This is a genomic window from Halomonas sp. KX33721 (assembly GCF_001596805.1).
Lineage (GTDB): Bacteria > Pseudomonadota > Gammaproteobacteria > Pseudomonadales > Halomonadaceae > Vreelandella > Vreelandella aquamarina.
This window is the reverse complement of record NZ_LVIA01000044.1, coordinates 1-18001: the sequence shown is the minus strand read 5'-3', so window position 1 is coordinate 18001 and position 18001 is coordinate 1. Positions and strand designations below refer to the sequence as shown.

Sequence of the window (18001 nt, the reverse complement as noted above, 5' to 3'; positions counted from 1 at the left end):
GGCATGGATGGGGGGAATGGATGAGGTGGCGGCCAGGGCGGCATGGGGCCCGGCATGATGAAAGGCATGATGGGTGGCGGGATGATGACCTGCCCGATGATGGGAGGCGCCGGCATGGGCATGATGCGGGAGGTGCTCGACCCGGAGCAGCACGACGAGATGCGCGCGCTGATGCAGGAGCATCGCCCCGCCCAGTTCGAGCGCATGGGCCGCCTGATGAACCTACGCGAGGACCTGATGGCGGAGATGCGCGGCGAGCGCCCCGATCCTGAGGAGGTCCAGGCCCTGCACGGTCGGATGGCCGAGCTTCACGGCGAGATGATGGCCGAGAGGGTGCGTCTGGAAAATACCATGAACGACCTGCTCACCGACGAGCAACGCCAGCAGCTTCAGCAGGCCACCCCTGAGAGTGACGTCGACCCCGAGGACCACGAGGCCCATCACTGACCGGGAGTGTCACAGACTCAGGCAACAGGACGGCCATTGTTGGCCGTCCACTCGGCAACGCCCGCAGGAGACAAGCGATGAGCGATTCACCCCCCAACACGATCACCCTGACGGTCCCCGGCATGGGCAGTGACCACTGTGCCGGCATCGTGCGCAAGACGCTGGAACGCCTCGATGGCGTGGGCGAGATCCAGACCAATATCGCCAACCACCATGTCAGCGTGACCATCGAAGCAGGCGGGCCCGACGGCGACACCTTGAAGGAAGCCGTCGAAGGCGCCGGCTATGACGTGGCCGCCGTCAGTGGTGGTACCGGCATGCAACAGGTCCGCCTGACCGTTCCCGGCATGGGCTCGGACCACTGCGCCGGCATCATCCGCAGTACCCTGGAGCGGCTCGAGGGTATCGAATCAATCGACACCAATATCGCCAGCCATCGCGTCTCTGTGAGTATTGCCGCCGATGGCCCCGATGGCGATGCGCTCAAGCGCGCCGTGGAAGGGGCCGGCTATGAGGTGGCCGCCGTGCAGGCCGACGAGGCGGAGGATGCCGACAGCGACGCCGAGATCGAGGAGGCCTATCTTTCCCAGGCCCGCAAGCGGCTGATCATCGCTGCGGTACCCACCACCCTGATCATGCTGCTGATGATGCCGCACATGTTCTGGCAGCCGATTCCCGGCTACCTGGCCATCATCGCCGTGCTGGCCTTCCCGGTGGTGTTTCTCTATGGCGGTATCGCCACCCACAAGTCGACCTGGCGCTCGCTGAAGAACGGCACCTTCAACATGGACGTGCTGATCTCCATGGGCAGCCTGCCGCCCTACTTGATCGGCCTAGTCGGCTTCGTCTACCCCATGACCTCATTCATCGAGATGGCCGCCACCATCATGACCTTCCACCTGCTGGGCCGTTACCTGGAGGCACTCGCCAAGGGACGCGCCTCCCAGGCCATCCGCCGCCTAATGACCCTGGGTGCCAAGACAGCACGCGTCGAGCGCGATGGCGAGGAAGTCGAGGTGGCGGTGAAGGAGCTGGCCCCGGGCGACATCATGGTCGTGCGCCCCGGCGACAAGATCCCCACCGACGGCGAGGTGGTCGAGGGCGAGAGCCATCTCGACGAGTCCATCGCCACCGGCGAGTCGATACCGGTCTACAAGAGCACCGGGGACAGCGTGATCGGTGCCACCATCAACAAGGAGGGACGCTTGCGGGTCAAGGCGACCCGCGTCGGCGGCGATACCTTCCTCTCCCAAGTGGTGCGGCTGATCGACCAGGCTCAGGGCTCGCGGGTACCGATCCAGGAATTCGCCGATCGCATGACCGGCCGCTTCGTACCGGCGGTGCTGGCCATCGCTCTGGCCAGCCTGGTGGCCTGGGCGCTATTCCCGGATGCCCTGCGACCGATACTCGACTGGGGTGCGACCTTCCTGCCCTGGGTGAACCCCGAGGCCGCCACGCCGGTGCTGGCGATTCTCGCCGCCATCGCAGTGCTAGTCATCGCCTGTCCATGCGCGCTGGGCCTGGCCACCCCCACGGCGCTGATGGTCGGCTCCGGCATCGGTGCCGAGCGTGGCATCCTGATCCGCTCCGGCGAAGCGATCCAGACCTTCAAGGACGTCAAAGTGATGGTGCTCGACAAGACCGGCACCATCACCCGCGGCGAACCAAAACTCACCGAGGCCGTCGTCGCCGAAGGCGCCGACGAAAACCGCCTGCTCACCCTGGCGGCGAGCGTGGAGAACGCCTCGGAGCACCCCATCGCCCGGGCTATCGTCGATGGTGCCCGGGAGCGCGATGTGAAACCCGGCGAGGTCAGCGAGTTCCGTTCCACCGGTGCGCGCGGTGTCTCGGGCAAGGTGGGCGACGAAGTGGTGCTGATCGGCAATCGCCGGTTGCTGGAAGAGGAAGGCGTGACCGGCCTCGAGGCCCTGGATGACGCCATGGGCGAGCTCGAGGGCAAGGGCCGCACCGTGGTAATCGTCGCCGCCGACGGCCAGGCACTCGGCCTAGTGGCCGTGGCCGACACCCTCAAGCAGGAGTCGGTGGAGGCCATCCGCGGCATGCATGATCTCGGTCTGCACGTGGTGATGATCACCGGCGACAACGAACGCGCCGCCCGCGCCGTGGCTGAAGAGGTGGGCATCGACGAGGTCCAGGCCGGTGTGCTGCCGGAAGGCAAGGTTGATGCCATCCGCGCGCTGCAGGAACAACACGGCAACCACGTGGCCATGGTCGGCGACGGCATCAACGACGCCGCGGCACTGAAGCAGGCCAACGTGGGCATCGCCATCGGTGCCGGGGCCGACGTGGCCATCGAGGCGGCGGACGTGACCCTGGTACGCGGCGAGCTCACCGCCGTGGTGGACGCCATGCACCTCTCGCGAGCCACCTTCGCCAAGATCGTCCAGAACCTGATCTGGGCCAGCGCCTATAACGTGGCCGCCATCCCCATCGCCGCCATCGGCCTGTTGCACCCGATGATCGGCGTCATCGCCATGACCACCAGCTCCCTCTCGGTGATCGGCAACTCGCTGCTGCTCAAGCGGCGTTACGCCCGTGAGCAGCCCCGCGGAGAGCCTTCCACTGCCACCCCATCGGTCCAAGCCAAAGGCGACCGCTCATGAAACGACCAGAATCCACCAAGCCCCCCTCGGGAGAGGCCGAATCACAGAAAGAGCCGTCTTCCCCTACCGCGGCACTCCATAAATGGATGATGACCGCCTGCGTGGTGCTGATGGGAGGCGCCGTGCTGCTGTTCATGTGGGGCGGGCAATCACTGAGCAGCGGCGCCTGGCTGCTGCTGCCCCTGGCCCTCTGTCTCGGCATGCACTTCCTGATGCACCGTCATGTCGGGCATGATCAGCGCGACCGAGATGAATAGCAGATATAAAAAACAGGACAATCGGCATCGATGCCAGACACGCAATGCCGATGCCGTTCTGGTACGTTACATTAGGAACAGTCAGGACAGATGTTATGCCGAGGGTGGCGATCAGGCAGTTATAACAGATCCAGACATCATTTTCTTACAGATCGTCCATCCTCCCAGTCTGCCGAACAAGGCGCATCGCTTCATGCTGTTCCAGCTCAAGAAGGGATTCAAGCAACTCGAATCTCCGCCTTGCCAACCAAGTTACGATAGAGATCTGTCACTTGATCATGGAAGTCGAAAATCTCCCGATAGATTTCATTGAAACCCAGCGCAGCATAGGGTGCATCACAGGTCCGATGCGTCCGGATCGGCCTGTGTTCCAGATAATCATATACATAGGTATTCAATGCTTTGGGGTCCGCTCTACTCTTTAACTCACCAACAACATACTCCATCTCATGCTCATGAGCTGCCAGATAATTAAGGAGCATCTTGGCACGCTCTTCTTCATTATGATCGGCACAGTGAGAAAGACAGCGCGCCAAATGCTCATGCAGCTGCCGTGTCCAGTCAATCAGGTCACCAAAGGTCCGAACCTCCATGATCCTTATCCTTAATAGTTAATGAGAATGAGTATTATCGTTTGAACTAGAAGCGCCGTTACGAGACAAAAAGAGTCGCTCGGCAATCAAGATAGCCGCCATGACAATCGTTGCGACGATTAGCACCAGGGGATCTGTCGTCGCTTTCACCCAAAGGAAGCCTGCCAGCACGACGGCATCCAGCAGTATCGCAATAACCAGCACGATTGGGTTGGCACCGACCTCCTTGCGAAGATGACGCAACACCCCCCCAATGAACAGCAATATCCATGATCAAGTAAAAAATGATACCAAGTGCTGCGATACGGCTAAGGTCAAAGAAAGCCGTCAGAACCAAACCAAGCACGACCGTATAAACCAGGGTATGCTTCTGGATACTGCCTGGCATATGAAAGTGACGATGCGGCACCAGTTCCATTTCCGTCAGCATTGCCAACATGCGTGAGACCGCAAATATACTGGCAATGATACCACCCGCGGTGGCCAGCATGGCGAGAATGACGGTGAACCAGACGGCGGCCTCCCCCAGCGCAGGACGGGCAGCAGCCGCCAACGAATAATCTTTCGTTTCGATTATCTCGCTCAGCGACAGATTACTGGCGACAGCGAAGCCCACCAGCGCATAGATCACCACACACAGGGCGATCGAGATCATGATCGCCCTGCCGACGTTGCGATGGGGATCTTTTATCTCTGAACCACTATTGGTGATCGTCGTGAACCCCTTGAAGGCCAGGATCCCCAACGCGGTTGCTCCTAGAAAGCCTGACAGAGATCCCTCGCCGAGGTTTCCATGCCGACCGAGTCGGCGATGATGACACCGACGACCCCGAACAAGATGATCCCACCAATTTTTATGAACCCGAGTACTGACGCAACACCCTGAATCAGCTTGTTGGCGGAGAGGTTTAGTAAAAATGCAGATATCAGCAGCGCAACACCCAATAAGGGGACAAGCAGTGACCTATCCTCAAAATCGAAAAGCTCTAGCGTGTAGGACCCAAAGGTTCTCGCCAAAAAGCTTTGTGCTATCACCATGGAGAAATACATTAAAAGCGCATGGAAAGCGGTGGTCAGAGTTGGTCCATAAGCCTTGCTGAGGTACATGCCAATACCACCAGCTGACGGATAGGCATTGGACATTTTCACGTAGGAATAAGCACTGAAAGAGACGATTAGTGCCGCTGACAAGAAGGCTAACGGGAAAAGCACTCCCGTCATCTCGGCCATCTGTCCCGTCAAAGCAAAAATACCAGCGCCAATCATGACCCCGGTCCCTAAGGCAATCGCACCGACCAGTGAGAGGCTATTCTGCTTGTGAGGCTATTCTGCTTGTACTGTGGCGTTCTATCCATAGACTCCATCACCTCTCTCCTGGGTGAATGAAACCAGACCCTACCGAAAGCCCTCTTGACGCTCTGAGACTCACCAGATGACAAATGGTAGAGTGTGGTTAGATACATTGAAATCAAAGTGTAGAACCTATGCGCTACCCAATAGTCAATTATTTTCTTTGGATACAACCTCCGAACCTAACCGATGACGACGCGCCATCCACAGCATCAACGGCGGCAAGATCAACCACTGTAGTAACGGCGAGAGGCCCGTGCCCAACCACGGCACACGGGGCATCAGCTGCGCATACTCCCACCGTTGACTGAATAGCGTAGCGTGCCACTCCATCGCCACCGTGATACCGACGCCCACCAGCACGAAGCCCACGCACTCCTTGGCCCCATAGCCCCGAAGCCAGTCATGACGTCGATGCCATACGACCACCGACCAATACGCCATCAACGTGATCAATACATCGCCAAGGGCTGCCTGGATACAAGTCTGCACAGCTTCCCAATGTGGCATCACAGGCATGCCCGCATACAACGGAACCTGAAGAAACTCCCAGGGAAGATTCAGCAGAAAGGCAAATAACGCTACATGAAGCTCCCTAGCCGAGCGGACCACGCGTAGTTTCCTGCAGCGCTTACCCTGAGGCTAGCCTTGCGTATAGAGGCTAGCCTTGCGTATAGATGTGAATACCATTCAATGGCAGCTCCAAGGCTCCTTCTTTGCATTATCTTTTATGTTTTGGTCAACAAATCGATAATGCTCCTCCTTGAAGCGGTTCCACCAACCACGACTGATTTCGACCGCATATTTGTCGAGAATATCTTCGACGCAGTCGAGGCAGAGACGTGAGGCATCATAGGCCAGGTGAAGCTTTAGTTTCTTCTCATCGAACGAAACACTGTCTAGCCCGTATAGCTCATCAATATCTGCAACAGCCGCTTTCACCGCATCCAGATCGCTGGAATCAAGCTTTAAGTGTCGGTTCACCAAGGTCGTTTCAGAAACTCCCAACCGATGCTCTCTGTGTGCCATGAGAATTCTCCTCGTACTGTAATATCGTTAACGTTCTTCCAATATTATCGACATACCTCATATCACTTGTCTTGCTTATCGGTCCGATGTAGCAACCATGGTTCGCTGACTACGACATGCAGTGGTGACCAGGAACGCACCTGCTGCCAACATTGGTACCGTCAACAACTGTCCCATAGTGAGCCAATCAAAGGCGATGAAGCCCAATTGAGGATCGGGTAAGCGCACAAACTCCACGATGAAACGGAAGGTGCCATACAGAAGCAGGAATAGACCCGAGATAAGCCCTTGAGTTTGCGGTTTCCGTGACACCCACCACAACACGACAAACAGCACCACACCCTCCAGGGCAAACTCGTAGAGTGCTGATGGATGGCGGGGTTCAGGCCCCAAGCCCAGCATGGGAGGGAAGATCATCGCCCAGGGCACGTCGCTGGCCCTCCCCGGCAACTCGTGATTGATGAAGTTGCCCAGACGCCCTGCCCCCAGACCGATCGGCACCAGCGGGGCGATGAAATCGGTCAGCTGAAGGTAGGCCAGGCGGTGACGGCGAGCGAACAGCCAGGCGGCTACCAGCACGCCGGCAAGACCTCCATGGAAACTCATGCCCCCTTCCCAAATCTTGAAAAGCCATAGGGGGTTGGCTATCAGCTGGTCGAGCCCGTAGAACAGCACATAGCCCAAGCGCCCTCCAATGATGACGCCCAGAGCGCCATAGAAGATCAGGTCGCCGATATCATCATGGGTCAAGCCGAGGCGGTGCGCTCGCCGCCGCCCCAGCCACCATGCGGCCGTCAGCCCCACCACGTACATTAGGCCATACCAATGTAGCTGTACCGGTCCGAGGGAAAATGCCACTGGATCGATCTGTGGGTACGCAATCATGGCAATTTCCTCGCGCCCTTCAGGCTTCTATGAATCGCTCGACGCTACGCCAGCGGGTTAGCAAATAGCCAAGCGTGCTTTCTTATCTACCAGCATAGCCTAATGGCCTGAATACAAACTGAATCTTGACTCACGAAGTGCAAATTCAACCTAATTCCAGGGGGCATCGCTAGTGCACCTCACATCAAGTACCACTGACGATTCGTGTTAGGCTGGGAGCCCTCGAGATACGGCATTCGCGTATCTAGAATGTGCCACCCAGCCTTGTCGATCCTGACGTTATGCATGATTCACATGGCGGCATTTCCACAGGTAGTAGACACAGGGCAACACCAGAAGCGTCAGTATCACTGCGCTCAACATCCCCCCCACCATCGGGGCCGCAATGCGGCTGACCACCTCGGAACCCGTGCCGGAGCTGTACATCAGTGGCAGAAGACCGGCAATGGTCGAGACCGATGTCATCATTACCGGTCTCACCCTGAGAGCAGCACCGTGCAGCACGGCGTGGCGAAGAGTCTCCCGACGGGGTTGTACTCCCTTGTGTTGGCAGCCCTCGAGCATCTGCTGATAGGCCTGGTTGAGATATACGAGCATGATCACTCCGATCTCGACTGCCACCCCGGCCAGAGCGATAAACCCCACTCCCACGGCCACGGAGAAGTTATAGCCCAGCAGGTACATCAACCAGATAGCCCCTACCATGGCCAGCGGCAGCGTGCCCATGATGATGGCTACCTCACTGAAGCGTTTGAAACTCATGTAGAGCAGGATCACTATGATTGCCAATGTGAGAGGCACCACATAGCTCAACTTCTCTTTGGCACGCAACATGTATTCATACTGCCCGGACCACGTCACCGAATAACCGGCGGGCAAATCGAGCTCGTCCGCCACGACGTCCATGGCGCGCTGCACATAGGTACCGACATCCACGCCTTCGATATCCACGAAGGTCCAACCGTTGGGACGTGCGTTCTCGCTCTTGATCGCCGGTGGTCCGTCCTCCACGTAGATGTCCGCCACGTCGGCTAGAGCGATGCGCTGCCCATTGGCGGTCACGATCGGCAGCTCGGCCAGTCGCTCGGGGGAGTCCCGGTAATCCTGTGGGTAGCGCAGGTTGACCGGGTAGCGCTCCAAGCCCTCGATGGTCTGAGTGATGTTCTGACCACCGATAGCGGTCGCCACCACTTGTTGCACGTCGGCAATGTTCAGGCCATAGCGCGCCGCCTGAGCGCGGTTGATATCAACCTTGATATAGCGACCTCCGGCCACCCGCTCGGAATAGACCGACGCAGTACCGGGAACATCGGCAAGGATCGTCTCCAGCTGCTGTCCGATGGACTGAATCTGCTTGAGATCTTCTCCGCCCACCTTGATGCCCACCGGCGTCTTGATCCCGGTTGCCAGCATATCGATGCGCGTCGAGATGGGCATCACCCAGGCATTGGATACCCCCGGTATCCGCACCAGGCTGTCGAGTTCCTTCTTGAGCTTGTCGGTGGTCATCCCCTCTCGCCACTCGTCCCGCGGTTTGAGCTGAATGAAAGTCTCGACCATGGTCAGCGGCGCAGGGTCGGTAGCCGTGTCGGCCCGTCCGATCTTGCCAAACACCGTGTCCACCTCCGGTACGCTGGCAATCAGTTTATCGGTCTGCTGAAGGAGCTCCCGCGCCTTGCCGATCGACAGCCCTGGATAAGTGGTCGGCATGTACATCAAGTCGCCTTCATCCAGGGGTGGAATAAACTCGCTGCCAATCTTGCTGACCGGCCAGAAACCCACCAGGGTTATCGCCAGCACCAAGGCGATCGTCGTCTTCGGGAAACTCAATACTGCCTTGAGTACTGGCATATAGACCCCGACCAGCAATCGATTGACCGGATTCTTGTGCTCAGGAATTACGCGGCCACGGATTAAGTAGCCCATCAGCACCGGAACCAAGGTGACCGCCAACCCGGCACTGGCTGCCATGGCATAGGTCTTGGTGAAGGCGAGCGGCGAGAACATCCGCCCCTCTTGGGCCTCGAGGGTAAAGACAGGAACAAAGCTGACAGTGATGATCAGCAAGCTGAAGAAAAGCGCCGGCCCCACCTCCACCGCCGAATCGGCCACCACCTTCCACCGGTTTTCGGACGTCAGCGGTGTACGCTCCATGTGCTTGTGCAAGTTCTCGATCAACACGACGGCACCATCGATCATGGCCCCGATCGCAATGGCGATACCCGCAAGCGACATGATGTTGGCGTTCATACCTTGCCAGTTCATGATGATGAAGGCAGTGAGAATGCCCATCGGTAGGCTGATCATCGCCACCAGTGCAGAGCGCAGGTGGAACAGAAAGAGTACGCACACCAACGCCACGATGGCCAGTTCCTCGAGCAGACCACGCAACAGGTTGTCCACCGCCTTCTCGATCAAGCCTGAACGGTCGTAGACCGTCACGACCTCGACCCCCTCCGGCAGGCTGGACTGGAGCTGCTCAAGCTTGGCCTTGACGCCATCGATCGTTTTCTGGGCATTCTCTCCTGTGCGCATGACGACGATGCCGCCGACGGTCTCACCTTCCCCGTTCAATTCGGCAATGCCACGGCGCATCTGGGGTCCCACTCCAATGTCGGCAACATCCTTGAGCAGCAGAGGCGTTCCGTTGTCATCCACACCCAGCGGAATACTGGCAAGATCCTCACGACTCTGGATATAACCAGTGGCGCGCACCATATACTCGGCTTCGGCCATCTCAACGACCGAGGCGCCAACCTCCTGATTGGCCCGCTGTATGGCAGTCTGGATGTGGGCCAGCGGGATGTCGAAGGCACGCAGTTTCTCCGGATCCACCACCACTTGGTATTGCTTGACCATGCCGCCAAGCGCCGCGACTTCAGAAACGCCCGATACGGTCTGAAGCTCATACTTCAGGAACCAGTCTTGCAGGCTGCGCAGCTCACTGAGGTCATGTTGGCCGGTCCTGTCGATCAGAGCGTAGAGATAGACCCAACCCACGCCAGTGGCATCAGGGCCAAGCTGTGGGCGCGCACTGTCCGGCAGCGTGGGCGCTACCTGAGAAAGGTACTCCAGCACACGGGAGCGCGCCCAGTAGGGATCGGTGTCTTCGTCGAAAATCACATAGACGTAGGAGTCGCCGAAGAAGGAGTAGCCGCGTACCGTTACTGCCCCGGGAACCGACAGCATGGCCGTGGTGAGCGGGTAGGTGACTTGATCTTCGACGACCTGCGGAGCCTGGCCCGGGTAGTTGGTCTTGATGATCACCTGCACATCTGACAAGTCCGGTAGAGCATCAATCGGGGTATTCTTGACTGAATAGATTCCCGCCCCCGCCAGAATCACGGCAGCAAGAAGCACGAGAAAACGGTTGCTTATTGACCAACGGATCAACGCAGGAATCATTACTTGCTCTCCCCAGTTGCATGGCTTTGATGGCTCATCGCGTCTTGCTGGCCGCGTTCCGCATTACTGGTTTCTCCGTGATCCATGCCCTCATCGCTGGGTGCTTTAGTCTTATCATCGTCAACATGCACACCGCGTAGAGCGAACTTGTCTTCCGCAATCCGTTCGAGTTCGGCATGGATGTCCATACCGTCTTTCAGCTGTTCAAGGCTAACCGTATCAGCAACCTGGAAATCCATGCTCATGGCCGGCCAGTTCCACGCCGCGATGGGGGCATGGGATAGCGTCACCATGCCATGATCTGGCATGACATCTTCGATGCGTGCTGGCACCCATACGGTCTCAACAAGGGAATTCTCATCGGCCTCTTCAGCACTGTCACTATGGTCCATTCGTCGAAAGTCTGATGTTCGACTTGACTCGGAATCCAGAAGGAACTGAGCCGACGTAACAATGCGATCGCCCTCCTCAAGGCCCGATAATATCTCGACGGTTTCCCAACCCACGCGTCCAACGTCGACTTCGATCGATTTGAATTTTCCATCACCCAATGCAAGAACGACACGCGACTGGCTTCCGGTGCGAATCAAGGCCTCACGGGGTATTTGCAATGCCTCCAACGTCGTGTTTGACATAATGGTCAGCTGAGAAAACATTCCAGGTTTTAGCGCCAGGTCATCGTTAGCGAAACGCACCCTTACACGAGCCGTACGCGTCTCACTATCAATACTTGGATATATATAGTCCACCACCCCTGTCCACTCCCGTTCGGGTAGATAGTCAAGAGTCATGCGAACCTCATCTCCCTCAGCGATCAACGCTGCCTGGCGCTCAAACACCTCTCCGACAGCCCACACATGATCAAGAACGCCAATACTCATCATGCTCATTCCTGGCTGTACGAACATTCCTTCACGCACCTGCAAATTATCCAGGACGCCACTTTGGGGCGCACGCAAGATGATCGCCTGACTCACTTGACGACTGTCCCTTAGCTTCTGGATAGCCTCATTGGGCACCTGTAACGCGCGCAGCCTTTCCAAGGCGGCAGAAATCAGACGTTGGTTGCCGCGGTTCATTGCAAGCAACAATTCTTCCTGTGCATTCACGAGCGTCGGCGAATAGATCGAGTAGAGCGGTTGACCTTGGGTAACACGATCGCCTTCGGACTTGGCAAATAACTTTTCTATCCACCCCTCGACGCGGGGGTGGATATGCACCAACTTGTCTTCATCGTATTGGACATAGCCAACTGTCCTTACCGTGGCGTCAAATGTATCCTTTTCGACAACGCCCGTTTTAACACCAAAATTGTTGACGACATCAGGAGAAATCTTGACTGTTCCTGGGGTGTCCCCTTCGTCTTGATCATCATAAACAGGCACTAGATCCATCCCCATCGGGGATTTTCCAGGCTTGTCTCGCTTGTAGTTGGGATCCATCGGCGCCACCCAGTAAAGGGGAGTGCGTTCTCCACTCTCTTCCCCACCAGTCTTATTACTATCTTTTCCAATAGCCGTTTCTACTGCGTTCAGGACGAATGTCTTCCCTCCCAGAACCATACTGCCGGACACGCCCAACAGGACGCCTAACGATATAACGAAAAAGTACCTACCCATTTGATTCATCGTGATGTCTCATTCCAGACTTGAGAAGTCGTGAGTTAGCGTGAAGACGTGCCTTGGGACAGCAGGTAGTTGATATCCGAGATCACCTTGAGTCGTTGGGCTTTCAGGCCTATGAGCTCCACACTCGCATTGGTTTCATCAATTCGTGCCCGCACGGCTTCTGCAAAATCACCATCGTCATTGTTATAGGCATTCAGAGAGGCTTCGGCCTGCTCGCTCAGCTCGGGCAATAATCGTTGCGTATACAGGGTTAATCGTTCATCGAGGCGCGCCAACTTAACCCAATTGGTTTCCAGCTGGGCAATCAATTCACGAACCAAGGTTTCTCTCTCGTACCGGACCGCTTCATGACGTGATGCCGCTGCTGCGACATTCTTGTCCTGACGATTTTCCGTGAACACAGGTAGATCGAAGGCCACTCCCACAGAGAACAGGTCGGACCGGCGTCCGCCCATAGGGTCGTCCTCGCGGTAGCCGTACTGTGCCGATACACCCCATTCTGGTTTGTACTGCTGCCTCGCCACATCGACCCCAGTCTCCATGGCATCTATCTTCTGCTCCAATGCCAGCACTGCAGGGTGACGCCTCACTCGCTCATACCACAGCTGACGACTGGGACGTTCAGCGTCAGTGAAGAGGCTTGGCTCTACCAAAACAAGCTCGGGGAAGTCTTCCGCTATCGGTAGCATCGCCTCACTCCCCAACCATTCAGTTAACTGCCGCTCTTCTGCCTCTTGTTGCTGTCTGAGATCGGTCAAGCGATCCTCCAGGCGAGTCAGCTCCAACTGAGCACGAATCACATCGTCTTGGCGGGTCATTCCGAAGGCGGACGCATAGCTCACCTCGGCCACCTCCGCTAGCTGCTCAAACAAGCTACGATCACGCTCTATCCGACTGATGCTCAGCTGAGCACGAGTGGCCTCCAGCCAAAGCTGGCTAACCGTAGCCTCGACTCTGGCTTCCCTATCCTGCCGCAACATCGGCTGTTGGGCGGCAAGCTGCTGCTTTTGTTGCTTGGCAAGCGCCAGGCTATCTCCTCTGGGAAATTTCTGACTGATTCCTACGCTGAACTGGGTCATACCTTCTTGATTCAAGTCAAAGGTATCAACCGGCAGATTTCCCGCTTTCAATGAAATCTGGGGATCAGGGAGCTGGGCCGATGCAATGGCCTCGTTCTCAAGGGCGGTTTCAATGGACGCACTTCCGGTTAACCAGGGGTCCTGATCAATGGCTATCTGTATCGCTTTTTGTAAATTGTCCGTTTCACTTCCGGCAACAGCAATAGCCGGCATCCAGGCGACACCCAAGACACCGCTGAATAACAATGCAGCCTTGATCACAGCGGCCCTCCAAACAAAAGGATTACGCTCAAAAAAATACAGAAAATTTAATAAAATAAATAATCAAACATTAAAAACTACGTTTATTAATTACTTTAAAATCATTAAACGAAACATTTAAAGTAATTGTTGGCCAGCATTAGCCGGCCAACTTTAATTTATCACTGAATGTCTACATGCAGACTGTACCGGTGTGTATCACTATCCCCAAGCCCCCCCGTCTCTCCTGAAACAATCAAGCGGTACTCGCCTGCATCGAGTCTCTCATCAATTTTGAAGTCTCCATTGACAGAATTAGCTTCCGAAACGATATTGCCGGATGCGTCCATCAGTTTTGCTTTCATGTGAAGCGCAAAGTTTGATGACCCAGGAAAGTGCTCACTAGCTATCTTGACCTCGGAGCTTTCGTTTAATGAGAGCACATACTCATGAGCAAACCCTCTGGTCAATATTTCACTAGGTGTAACTCCCTCCGTCAGCTGTTTGGCCTGAGATTCAGACTGTCCAAAGTTTGCGAATGCTGGTATGGCAACTACGCTAATGATTGCGGCGGCAAGTGACGTTTTGATTTTCATTTTAACTCTCCATTCCTGTTTGATGACACGCTTAGAATATAGCACACCCAAATTGAAAAAATGACTTGAGTCATTTTTTCTTCTCATACTGCCAAACGAGCTGAGGGTAGGACGTGATGAAGGTTTTTAACCTGTGGCAGAGCAGCTTTTGTAAGATATCCTTAAAGCAGACTTCAAGGTCAAGGCCTCATTTTAAATTTCGATGTACAACCGAAAGGTTTGCCATAAGCGCCCGTTGAAGACTTGACCTTTGGGCAGCCTGGCGGTTGTAAGCTGGCTACGAGTAAACAAATGAGGTGCCAGAGTTACCAGACGGCAAACGTAATAATCAGCAGCGCTGCTAGCGTACGAGTCGCGGGGCTACGTATCCATATTGAGACACGGCGCGCTGCCACTCCGGTCGCTAGGACGGCAGGCAAGGTGCCGAGCCCAAAGGCCCCCATCATCGCGGCGGCACGCAATGGCTCGGCTACAGCAAGACTCCAGGCCAGCATCGAATAGATTAGCCCACAGGGCATCCAGCCCCATAGCGAGCCAAGTGCGAATGCTTGGGGTACTTTTACAACAGGCATCAAGCGACGGCCTATTGGTTCGATGCGGCGCCACAGGACGCGCCCCAGTGCCTCGATACGTAGCAAGCCCTTCCACCAGTTGGCGATATACAGTGCCATTAGTATCAACATGACCGCCGCCAGGATACGCAACACCAGGGCGAAGCTATCCAGTGCATGGTTGAGCACGGAACCGAGCAGAGCCACCAAGGCACCAGCGATCATGTAGCTGCTGATACACCTAAATTATAGCCGAGCAACAGACCTGCTAAACGCCTCGGCTGTCGCATGCTGGGAGGGCACAGCAAAGGTCAGGGCACTCATGATGCCGCCACACATGCCGATACAGTGCGCGCCTCCCAGCAAGCCGAAGACGAAGGCCGCCGCCAGCGGCGGCAGGCTCATGTCGGCGGGATTCATTTAAGCCCGCCTTATTCACGAGGGCGCTGATTGAGCGGTCTGAAGGTACTGGCTGCTGGCATTGCTTATCAGGATTCGCATCTTCAGCGCGAGTGGCTGTTGAGTAATGCCAGAACGCAGCCCTTTTCCTACTTACTTATAGCTCTTTGGAATCAATGGCGGCCGTCCAAGCAGCCGTGATCGCCGACCGCCGCTCCGGTCGCTCGCTTTCTGATGCTGTGGTGGTCTCGCAGGAGCGTCAGCTCAGTGCGGTCAGCTTCGGCAGCCCCTTCAGCAGCGTCGGCCACCACTTGTCGGCGGCAGCACCCAGATGAACGGTGATTCGCCGAGCGTGCAGCCTCAGCGTGGCGGCGACCTTCAGCACCTGCTCGCGCATCCGGCTGAGGCTCCAGCCTTGCCGGGTCTGCCGCTCCAGCAGGCAGCGCAGGCCATGCAGGACCTGGTAGGCGTAGAGGCTGAGCAGCAGGCTCACCTCGTTGCGGACCATCACGTCCTGGACGGTGGAGGCGCCGCGATCGGTCGACGAGAGGTGCACGTCGAGCGCCGACTTCACCTCGCCCATATGGGCTTCGGCGCTGCCCCGCTTGCGGTAGAGCGCCAAGACCTTCTCAGGCGGCCAGTCGAACTTGCCGAGGTTGGTGACCAGGAAGAAGGCATGCAGCAGCAGGTCATCGGGGCGTTCCTGCACCACCAGCACCACGCGACGCGGTGCCGACCAAGAGCCCGCTTGATACTCCAGATCGTGGCACCACTCGCGAGGCTGCTCGGGTGGCCGCTCCAGGTGCGGTGCCGCCAGCTTCTGCAGGCCGGAGAGACTGCGCAGTCGACCCAGGTACTCGATGTCGCGCTCTTCCAGGGCCTCCAGCGTCGCGTTGTCGGTGAAACCGGCGTCGATGCGCACCCGAACCTGGGCGCCGGTGCTCTCGTTGAGTCGCCGCACCAGATGCGGGATCCAGGTGTCGGCGTTCTCGGCCGGGCCGGCGTTGCCCTCGCGCAGCAGCCCACCCACCATGTCGCCGGTCTCGGCCAGCGAGGCGACCAGCGGCGAGTAGATGCGGGCACCGTAAAGTCCGTGAAATGCGGACCCGCCTTGGTGGCCGTGGACTTCGATCGGCAGGCCGTCGATGTCCAGCGTCAGCTGCTTGGGACGCTCGCCGTTCTGCAGCGAGGTCAGGCGCCAGACCACCAGCCGCAGCAGGCCTTCGTGCACGGCATCGATATTGTCGTTACGACCGAGGCAGCTCAGCAGCCGCGACAGCGTGGCTTGCGACGGCCGGTCCTGGGCCAGGGGCGTTGTCCCGCGCGCATCGCTGCAGGCCCAGCTGCCAGAGCGGATCACGGCGCAGCGTGTCGGTATCGCTGAGGTCGATCCAGCCCATCGCACGCTGCAGCACCAGGGTACGCAACTGGCTGGCCAGCGAATGAAGGATGCGCAGCGGGTGGCGTCGATCGACCAGATTGTCTTCCAGCGCCTCAATCACGCCGCTGTTGTCGAGGGCCTCACGCAACAGCAGAGCGCCGCTGTCGCTGGTAGTGCGCTGGCCGCTCAGCTCAACACGGACAGAGCCGTTGCATGAGGGCGTCCAGGTGGATAGGCTTTCACCCATAGCGGATGGCTCTCTTGGTTCAGATTCTTGCCGGAACGTTCTGATTTCTCAAGAGAATACCATCCGCTATCTTCGTTTTCAGGTCGGCCTCATGAATAAGGCGGGTTAATACATGATGGACTCCCGACAGACTGTTGTGCCACCAGCGACGACTCAACGCCGCCACCGATTGTGCTACCCTCGGCGTAGCGCCAAGACGCATCAGCTCACGATAAATCGTCTTACCTCGACGCCATTGCTTAAGGTGCAAAGCTCTTAACCGTCGTCGTATCCACCCGTCCAGCGACCGCCAGATACGAGGTGTTTGCGACAGCTTAAAGTAGCCTTGCCAGCCTAAAAGGTAGCGTCGTAGATAGGCGACGACCTGTGAGATACTGCGTCCGCCATTTCGGCGTGTCAGTTGCCTAATCCGCTGTTTAAATGTCCCCAACGCTTTTGCTGATATACCACGTCGGACATCTCCACCCTTAGCTTCCCATAGGGCGTAGCCCAGGAACTTGCGACCAAACACGCTGGTGACCGCACTTTTGGACTCATTGATCGTCAAGCGCAGCTTACTGTAACAGCGACGCTCTACCCAATACAAACCCTAGGCAGTTAACGCTATCTCGCGCTGAAGACGCAGATACAGCAACGCGCTGGCGGTGGCTTCGCTGACCACGCTGGGCCAGGTTAATGGGGGCAGTTTCCATCGGGTAAGCGCATCACCAAGGCAGCTGCTGGCTTCGATATGAGGATGCAGCCGCCGTAGCTGACGCCCGTGCAGCTTGGCAATATCCACCTGCGCGTTAGGCAGCCCGAATCCCAGCACGTTTCGAAACAGCCCATTAAGCGGCTCAATGGTGTTCTCTAATTGCCACCCGACTAGCGGCCGATTGCCATTGACGTCCTCCCCGCCCTAAAGGACGGGGATTCCAACTTCTTGAGGGCAACGTCCTGCCCCGAGGCTGAGGATATTCCGGGCCGCATTCACGTCCCGGTCGTGGAGTACACCACACTCCACGCACTCCCAGCCCCTTACTCGCAACCCGTTGACGCCCTGCGGCCCGCTAAGCGAGCCGCACGATGAACAGGCGCGGGTGGTGTTGGTTTCGCGAACGACCTTGAAGACGATGCCTGCGTGAGCGCATTTATATTCCAGCATCGTTTTCAGTTGTGACCAGCCAGCGTCGTAGACGCTTTTGGCCATCTTGGTCTTCGCGAGCTTGGTTGAGGAAACATCGCCCACGACGATTTCGCCGTACTGGTTGACGAGTTTCCGGGAAAACTTGTGCTGCGCGTCCTGGCGAC

Annotated in this window: 14 protein-coding genes and 3 pseudogenes; 3 read left to right on the top strand and 14 right to left on the bottom strand. The window is 57.3% G+C overall.

The features are described from left to right. The first annotated feature begins 54 nt into the window (after positions 1–54). From A3220_RS15140 to A3220_RS17595, 3 genes are all read left to right on the top strand, one after another. Positions 55–447 (top strand): Spy/CpxP family protein refolding chaperone, encoded by a 393-nt coding sequence (locus A3220_RS15140; RefSeq protein ID WP_062375631.1) that lies wholly within the window; start codon positions 55–57, stop codon positions 445–447. Positions 448–524: 77 nt separating this feature from the next. Further along, positions 525–3071, top strand: a complete 2547-nt coding sequence (locus A3220_RS15135) for a heavy metal translocating P-type ATPase (RefSeq protein ID WP_044630611.1) — start codon at positions 525–527, stop codon at positions 3069–3071. After that, complete coding sequence (locus A3220_RS17595; RefSeq protein WP_058577548.1) at positions 3068–3328, top strand: DUF2933 domain-containing protein; 261 nt, start codon at positions 3068–3070, stop codon at positions 3326–3328. The genes A3220_RS15135 and A3220_RS17595 overlap by 4 nt, the downstream gene beginning before the upstream one ends. A gap of 218 nt (positions 3329–3546) precedes the next feature. Here the strand turns inward: A3220_RS17595 and A3220_RS15130 are convergent, their stop codons facing one another. The 14 genes and pseudogenes from A3220_RS15130 to A3220_RS15070 all read right to left on the bottom strand — a co-directional run. Beyond that, a complete protein-coding gene (locus A3220_RS15130; RefSeq protein WP_252860494.1) occupies positions 3547–3921 on the bottom strand; it encodes an ATPase in 375 nt (124 codons plus the stop codon). 58 nt (positions 3922–3979) lie between these two features. Next, positions 3980–5187 (bottom strand): annotated as a pseudogene (locus tag A3220_RS15125) (APC family permease). A 234-nt stretch (positions 5188–5421) separates the two neighbouring features. Then, positions 5422–5763, bottom strand: a complete 342-nt coding sequence (locus A3220_RS15120; protein WP_217284296.1) for a hypothetical protein — start codon at positions 5761–5763, stop codon at positions 5422–5424. 198 nt (positions 5764–5961) lie between these two features. Next, positions 5962–6300: a hypothetical protein gene (locus A3220_RS15115; RefSeq protein WP_044630609.1), complete on the bottom strand. Its 339-nt coding sequence runs from the start codon at positions 6298–6300 to the stop codon at positions 5962–5964. 75 nt (positions 6301–6375) lie between these two features. Further along, the gene (gene lgt / locus A3220_RS15110; protein WP_062375626.1) at positions 6376–7185 is read right to left on the bottom strand and encodes a prolipoprotein diacylglyceryl transferase; all 810 of its coding nucleotides are present in this window, start codon (positions 7183–7185) and stop codon (positions 6376–6378) included. Positions 7186–7464: 279 nt separating this feature from the next. Beyond that, positions 7465–10590, bottom strand: a complete 3126-nt coding sequence (locus tag A3220_RS15105) for an efflux RND transporter permease subunit (RefSeq protein ID WP_062363013.1) — start codon at positions 10588–10590, stop codon at positions 7465–7467. Continuing rightward, entirely contained in the window at positions 10590–12164 is a 1575-nt protein-coding gene (locus A3220_RS15100; RefSeq protein WP_252860495.1) for an efflux RND transporter periplasmic adaptor subunit, read from the bottom strand. Before A3220_RS15100 ends, A3220_RS15105 begins: the two co-directional genes overlap by 1 nt. A gap of 89 nt (positions 12165–12253) precedes the next feature. Further along, positions 12254–13558, bottom strand: coding sequence for a TolC family protein (locus A3220_RS15095; protein ID WP_228169061.1), 1305 nt, complete (start codon positions 13556–13558; stop codon positions 12254–12256). Between the two features lie 161 nt (positions 13559–13719). Continuing rightward, a complete protein-coding gene (locus tag A3220_RS15090; RefSeq protein ID WP_044630606.1) occupies positions 13720–14133 on the bottom strand; it encodes a hypothetical protein in 414 nt (137 codons plus the stop codon). A 305-nt stretch (positions 14134–14438) separates the two neighbouring features. Next, positions 14439–15089, bottom strand: a pseudogene (locus A3220_RS15085) (sulfite exporter TauE/SafE family protein). A gap of 253 nt (positions 15090–15342) precedes the next feature. After that, positions 15343–16711, bottom strand: a pseudogene (locus A3220_RS15080) (IS1380 family transposase). A 19-nt stretch (positions 16712–16730) separates the two neighbouring features. After that, entirely contained in the window at positions 16731–17222 is a 492-nt protein-coding gene (locus A3220_RS17035; RefSeq protein WP_228219251.1) for a group II intron maturase-specific domain-containing protein, read from the bottom strand. A gap of 78 nt (positions 17223–17300) precedes the next feature. Beyond that, complete coding sequence (locus tag A3220_RS15075; RefSeq protein WP_062375623.1) at positions 17301–17522, bottom strand: hypothetical protein; 222 nt, start codon at positions 17520–17522, stop codon at positions 17301–17303. An 87-nt stretch (positions 17523–17609) separates the two neighbouring features. After that, on the bottom strand, positions 17610–18001 hold a 392-nt coding region (locus A3220_RS15070), incomplete at its 5' end, for an RNA-guided endonuclease TnpB family protein (RefSeq protein ID WP_084812793.1).

What these genes read in the sequence shown, in the direction of transcription:
- A3220_RS15130 (WP_252860494.1), bottom strand. Translation starts at nt 3,921, where the DNA reads ATGGAGGTTCGGACCTTTGGTGACCTGATTGACTGGACACGGCAGCTG.
- A3220_RS15140 (WP_062375631.1), top strand. Translation starts at nt 55, where the DNA reads ATGATGAAAGGCATGATGGGTGGCGGGATGATGACCTGCCCGATGATG.
- A3220_RS15090 (WP_044630606.1), bottom strand. Translation starts at nt 14,133, where the DNA reads ATGAAAATCAAAACGTCACTTGCCGCCGCAATCATTAGCGTAGTTGCC.
- A3220_RS15135 (WP_044630611.1), top strand. Translation starts at nt 525, where the DNA reads ATGAGCGATTCACCCCCCAACACGATCACCCTGACGGTCCCCGGCATG.
- lgt (WP_062375626.1), bottom strand. Translation starts at nt 7,185, where the DNA reads ATGATTGCGTACCCACAGATCGATCCAGTGGCATTTTCCCTCGGACCG.
- A3220_RS15115 (WP_044630609.1), bottom strand. Translation starts at nt 6,300, where the DNA reads ATGGCACACAGAGAGCATCGGTTGGGAGTTTCTGAAACGACCTTGGTG.
- A3220_RS15105 (WP_062363013.1), bottom strand. Translation starts at nt 10,590, where the DNA reads ATGATTCCTGCGTTGATCCGTTGGTCAATAAGCAACCGTTTTCTCGTG.
- A3220_RS17595 (WP_058577548.1), top strand. Translation starts at nt 3,068, where the DNA reads ATGAAACGACCAGAATCCACCAAGCCCCCCTCGGGAGAGGCCGAATCA.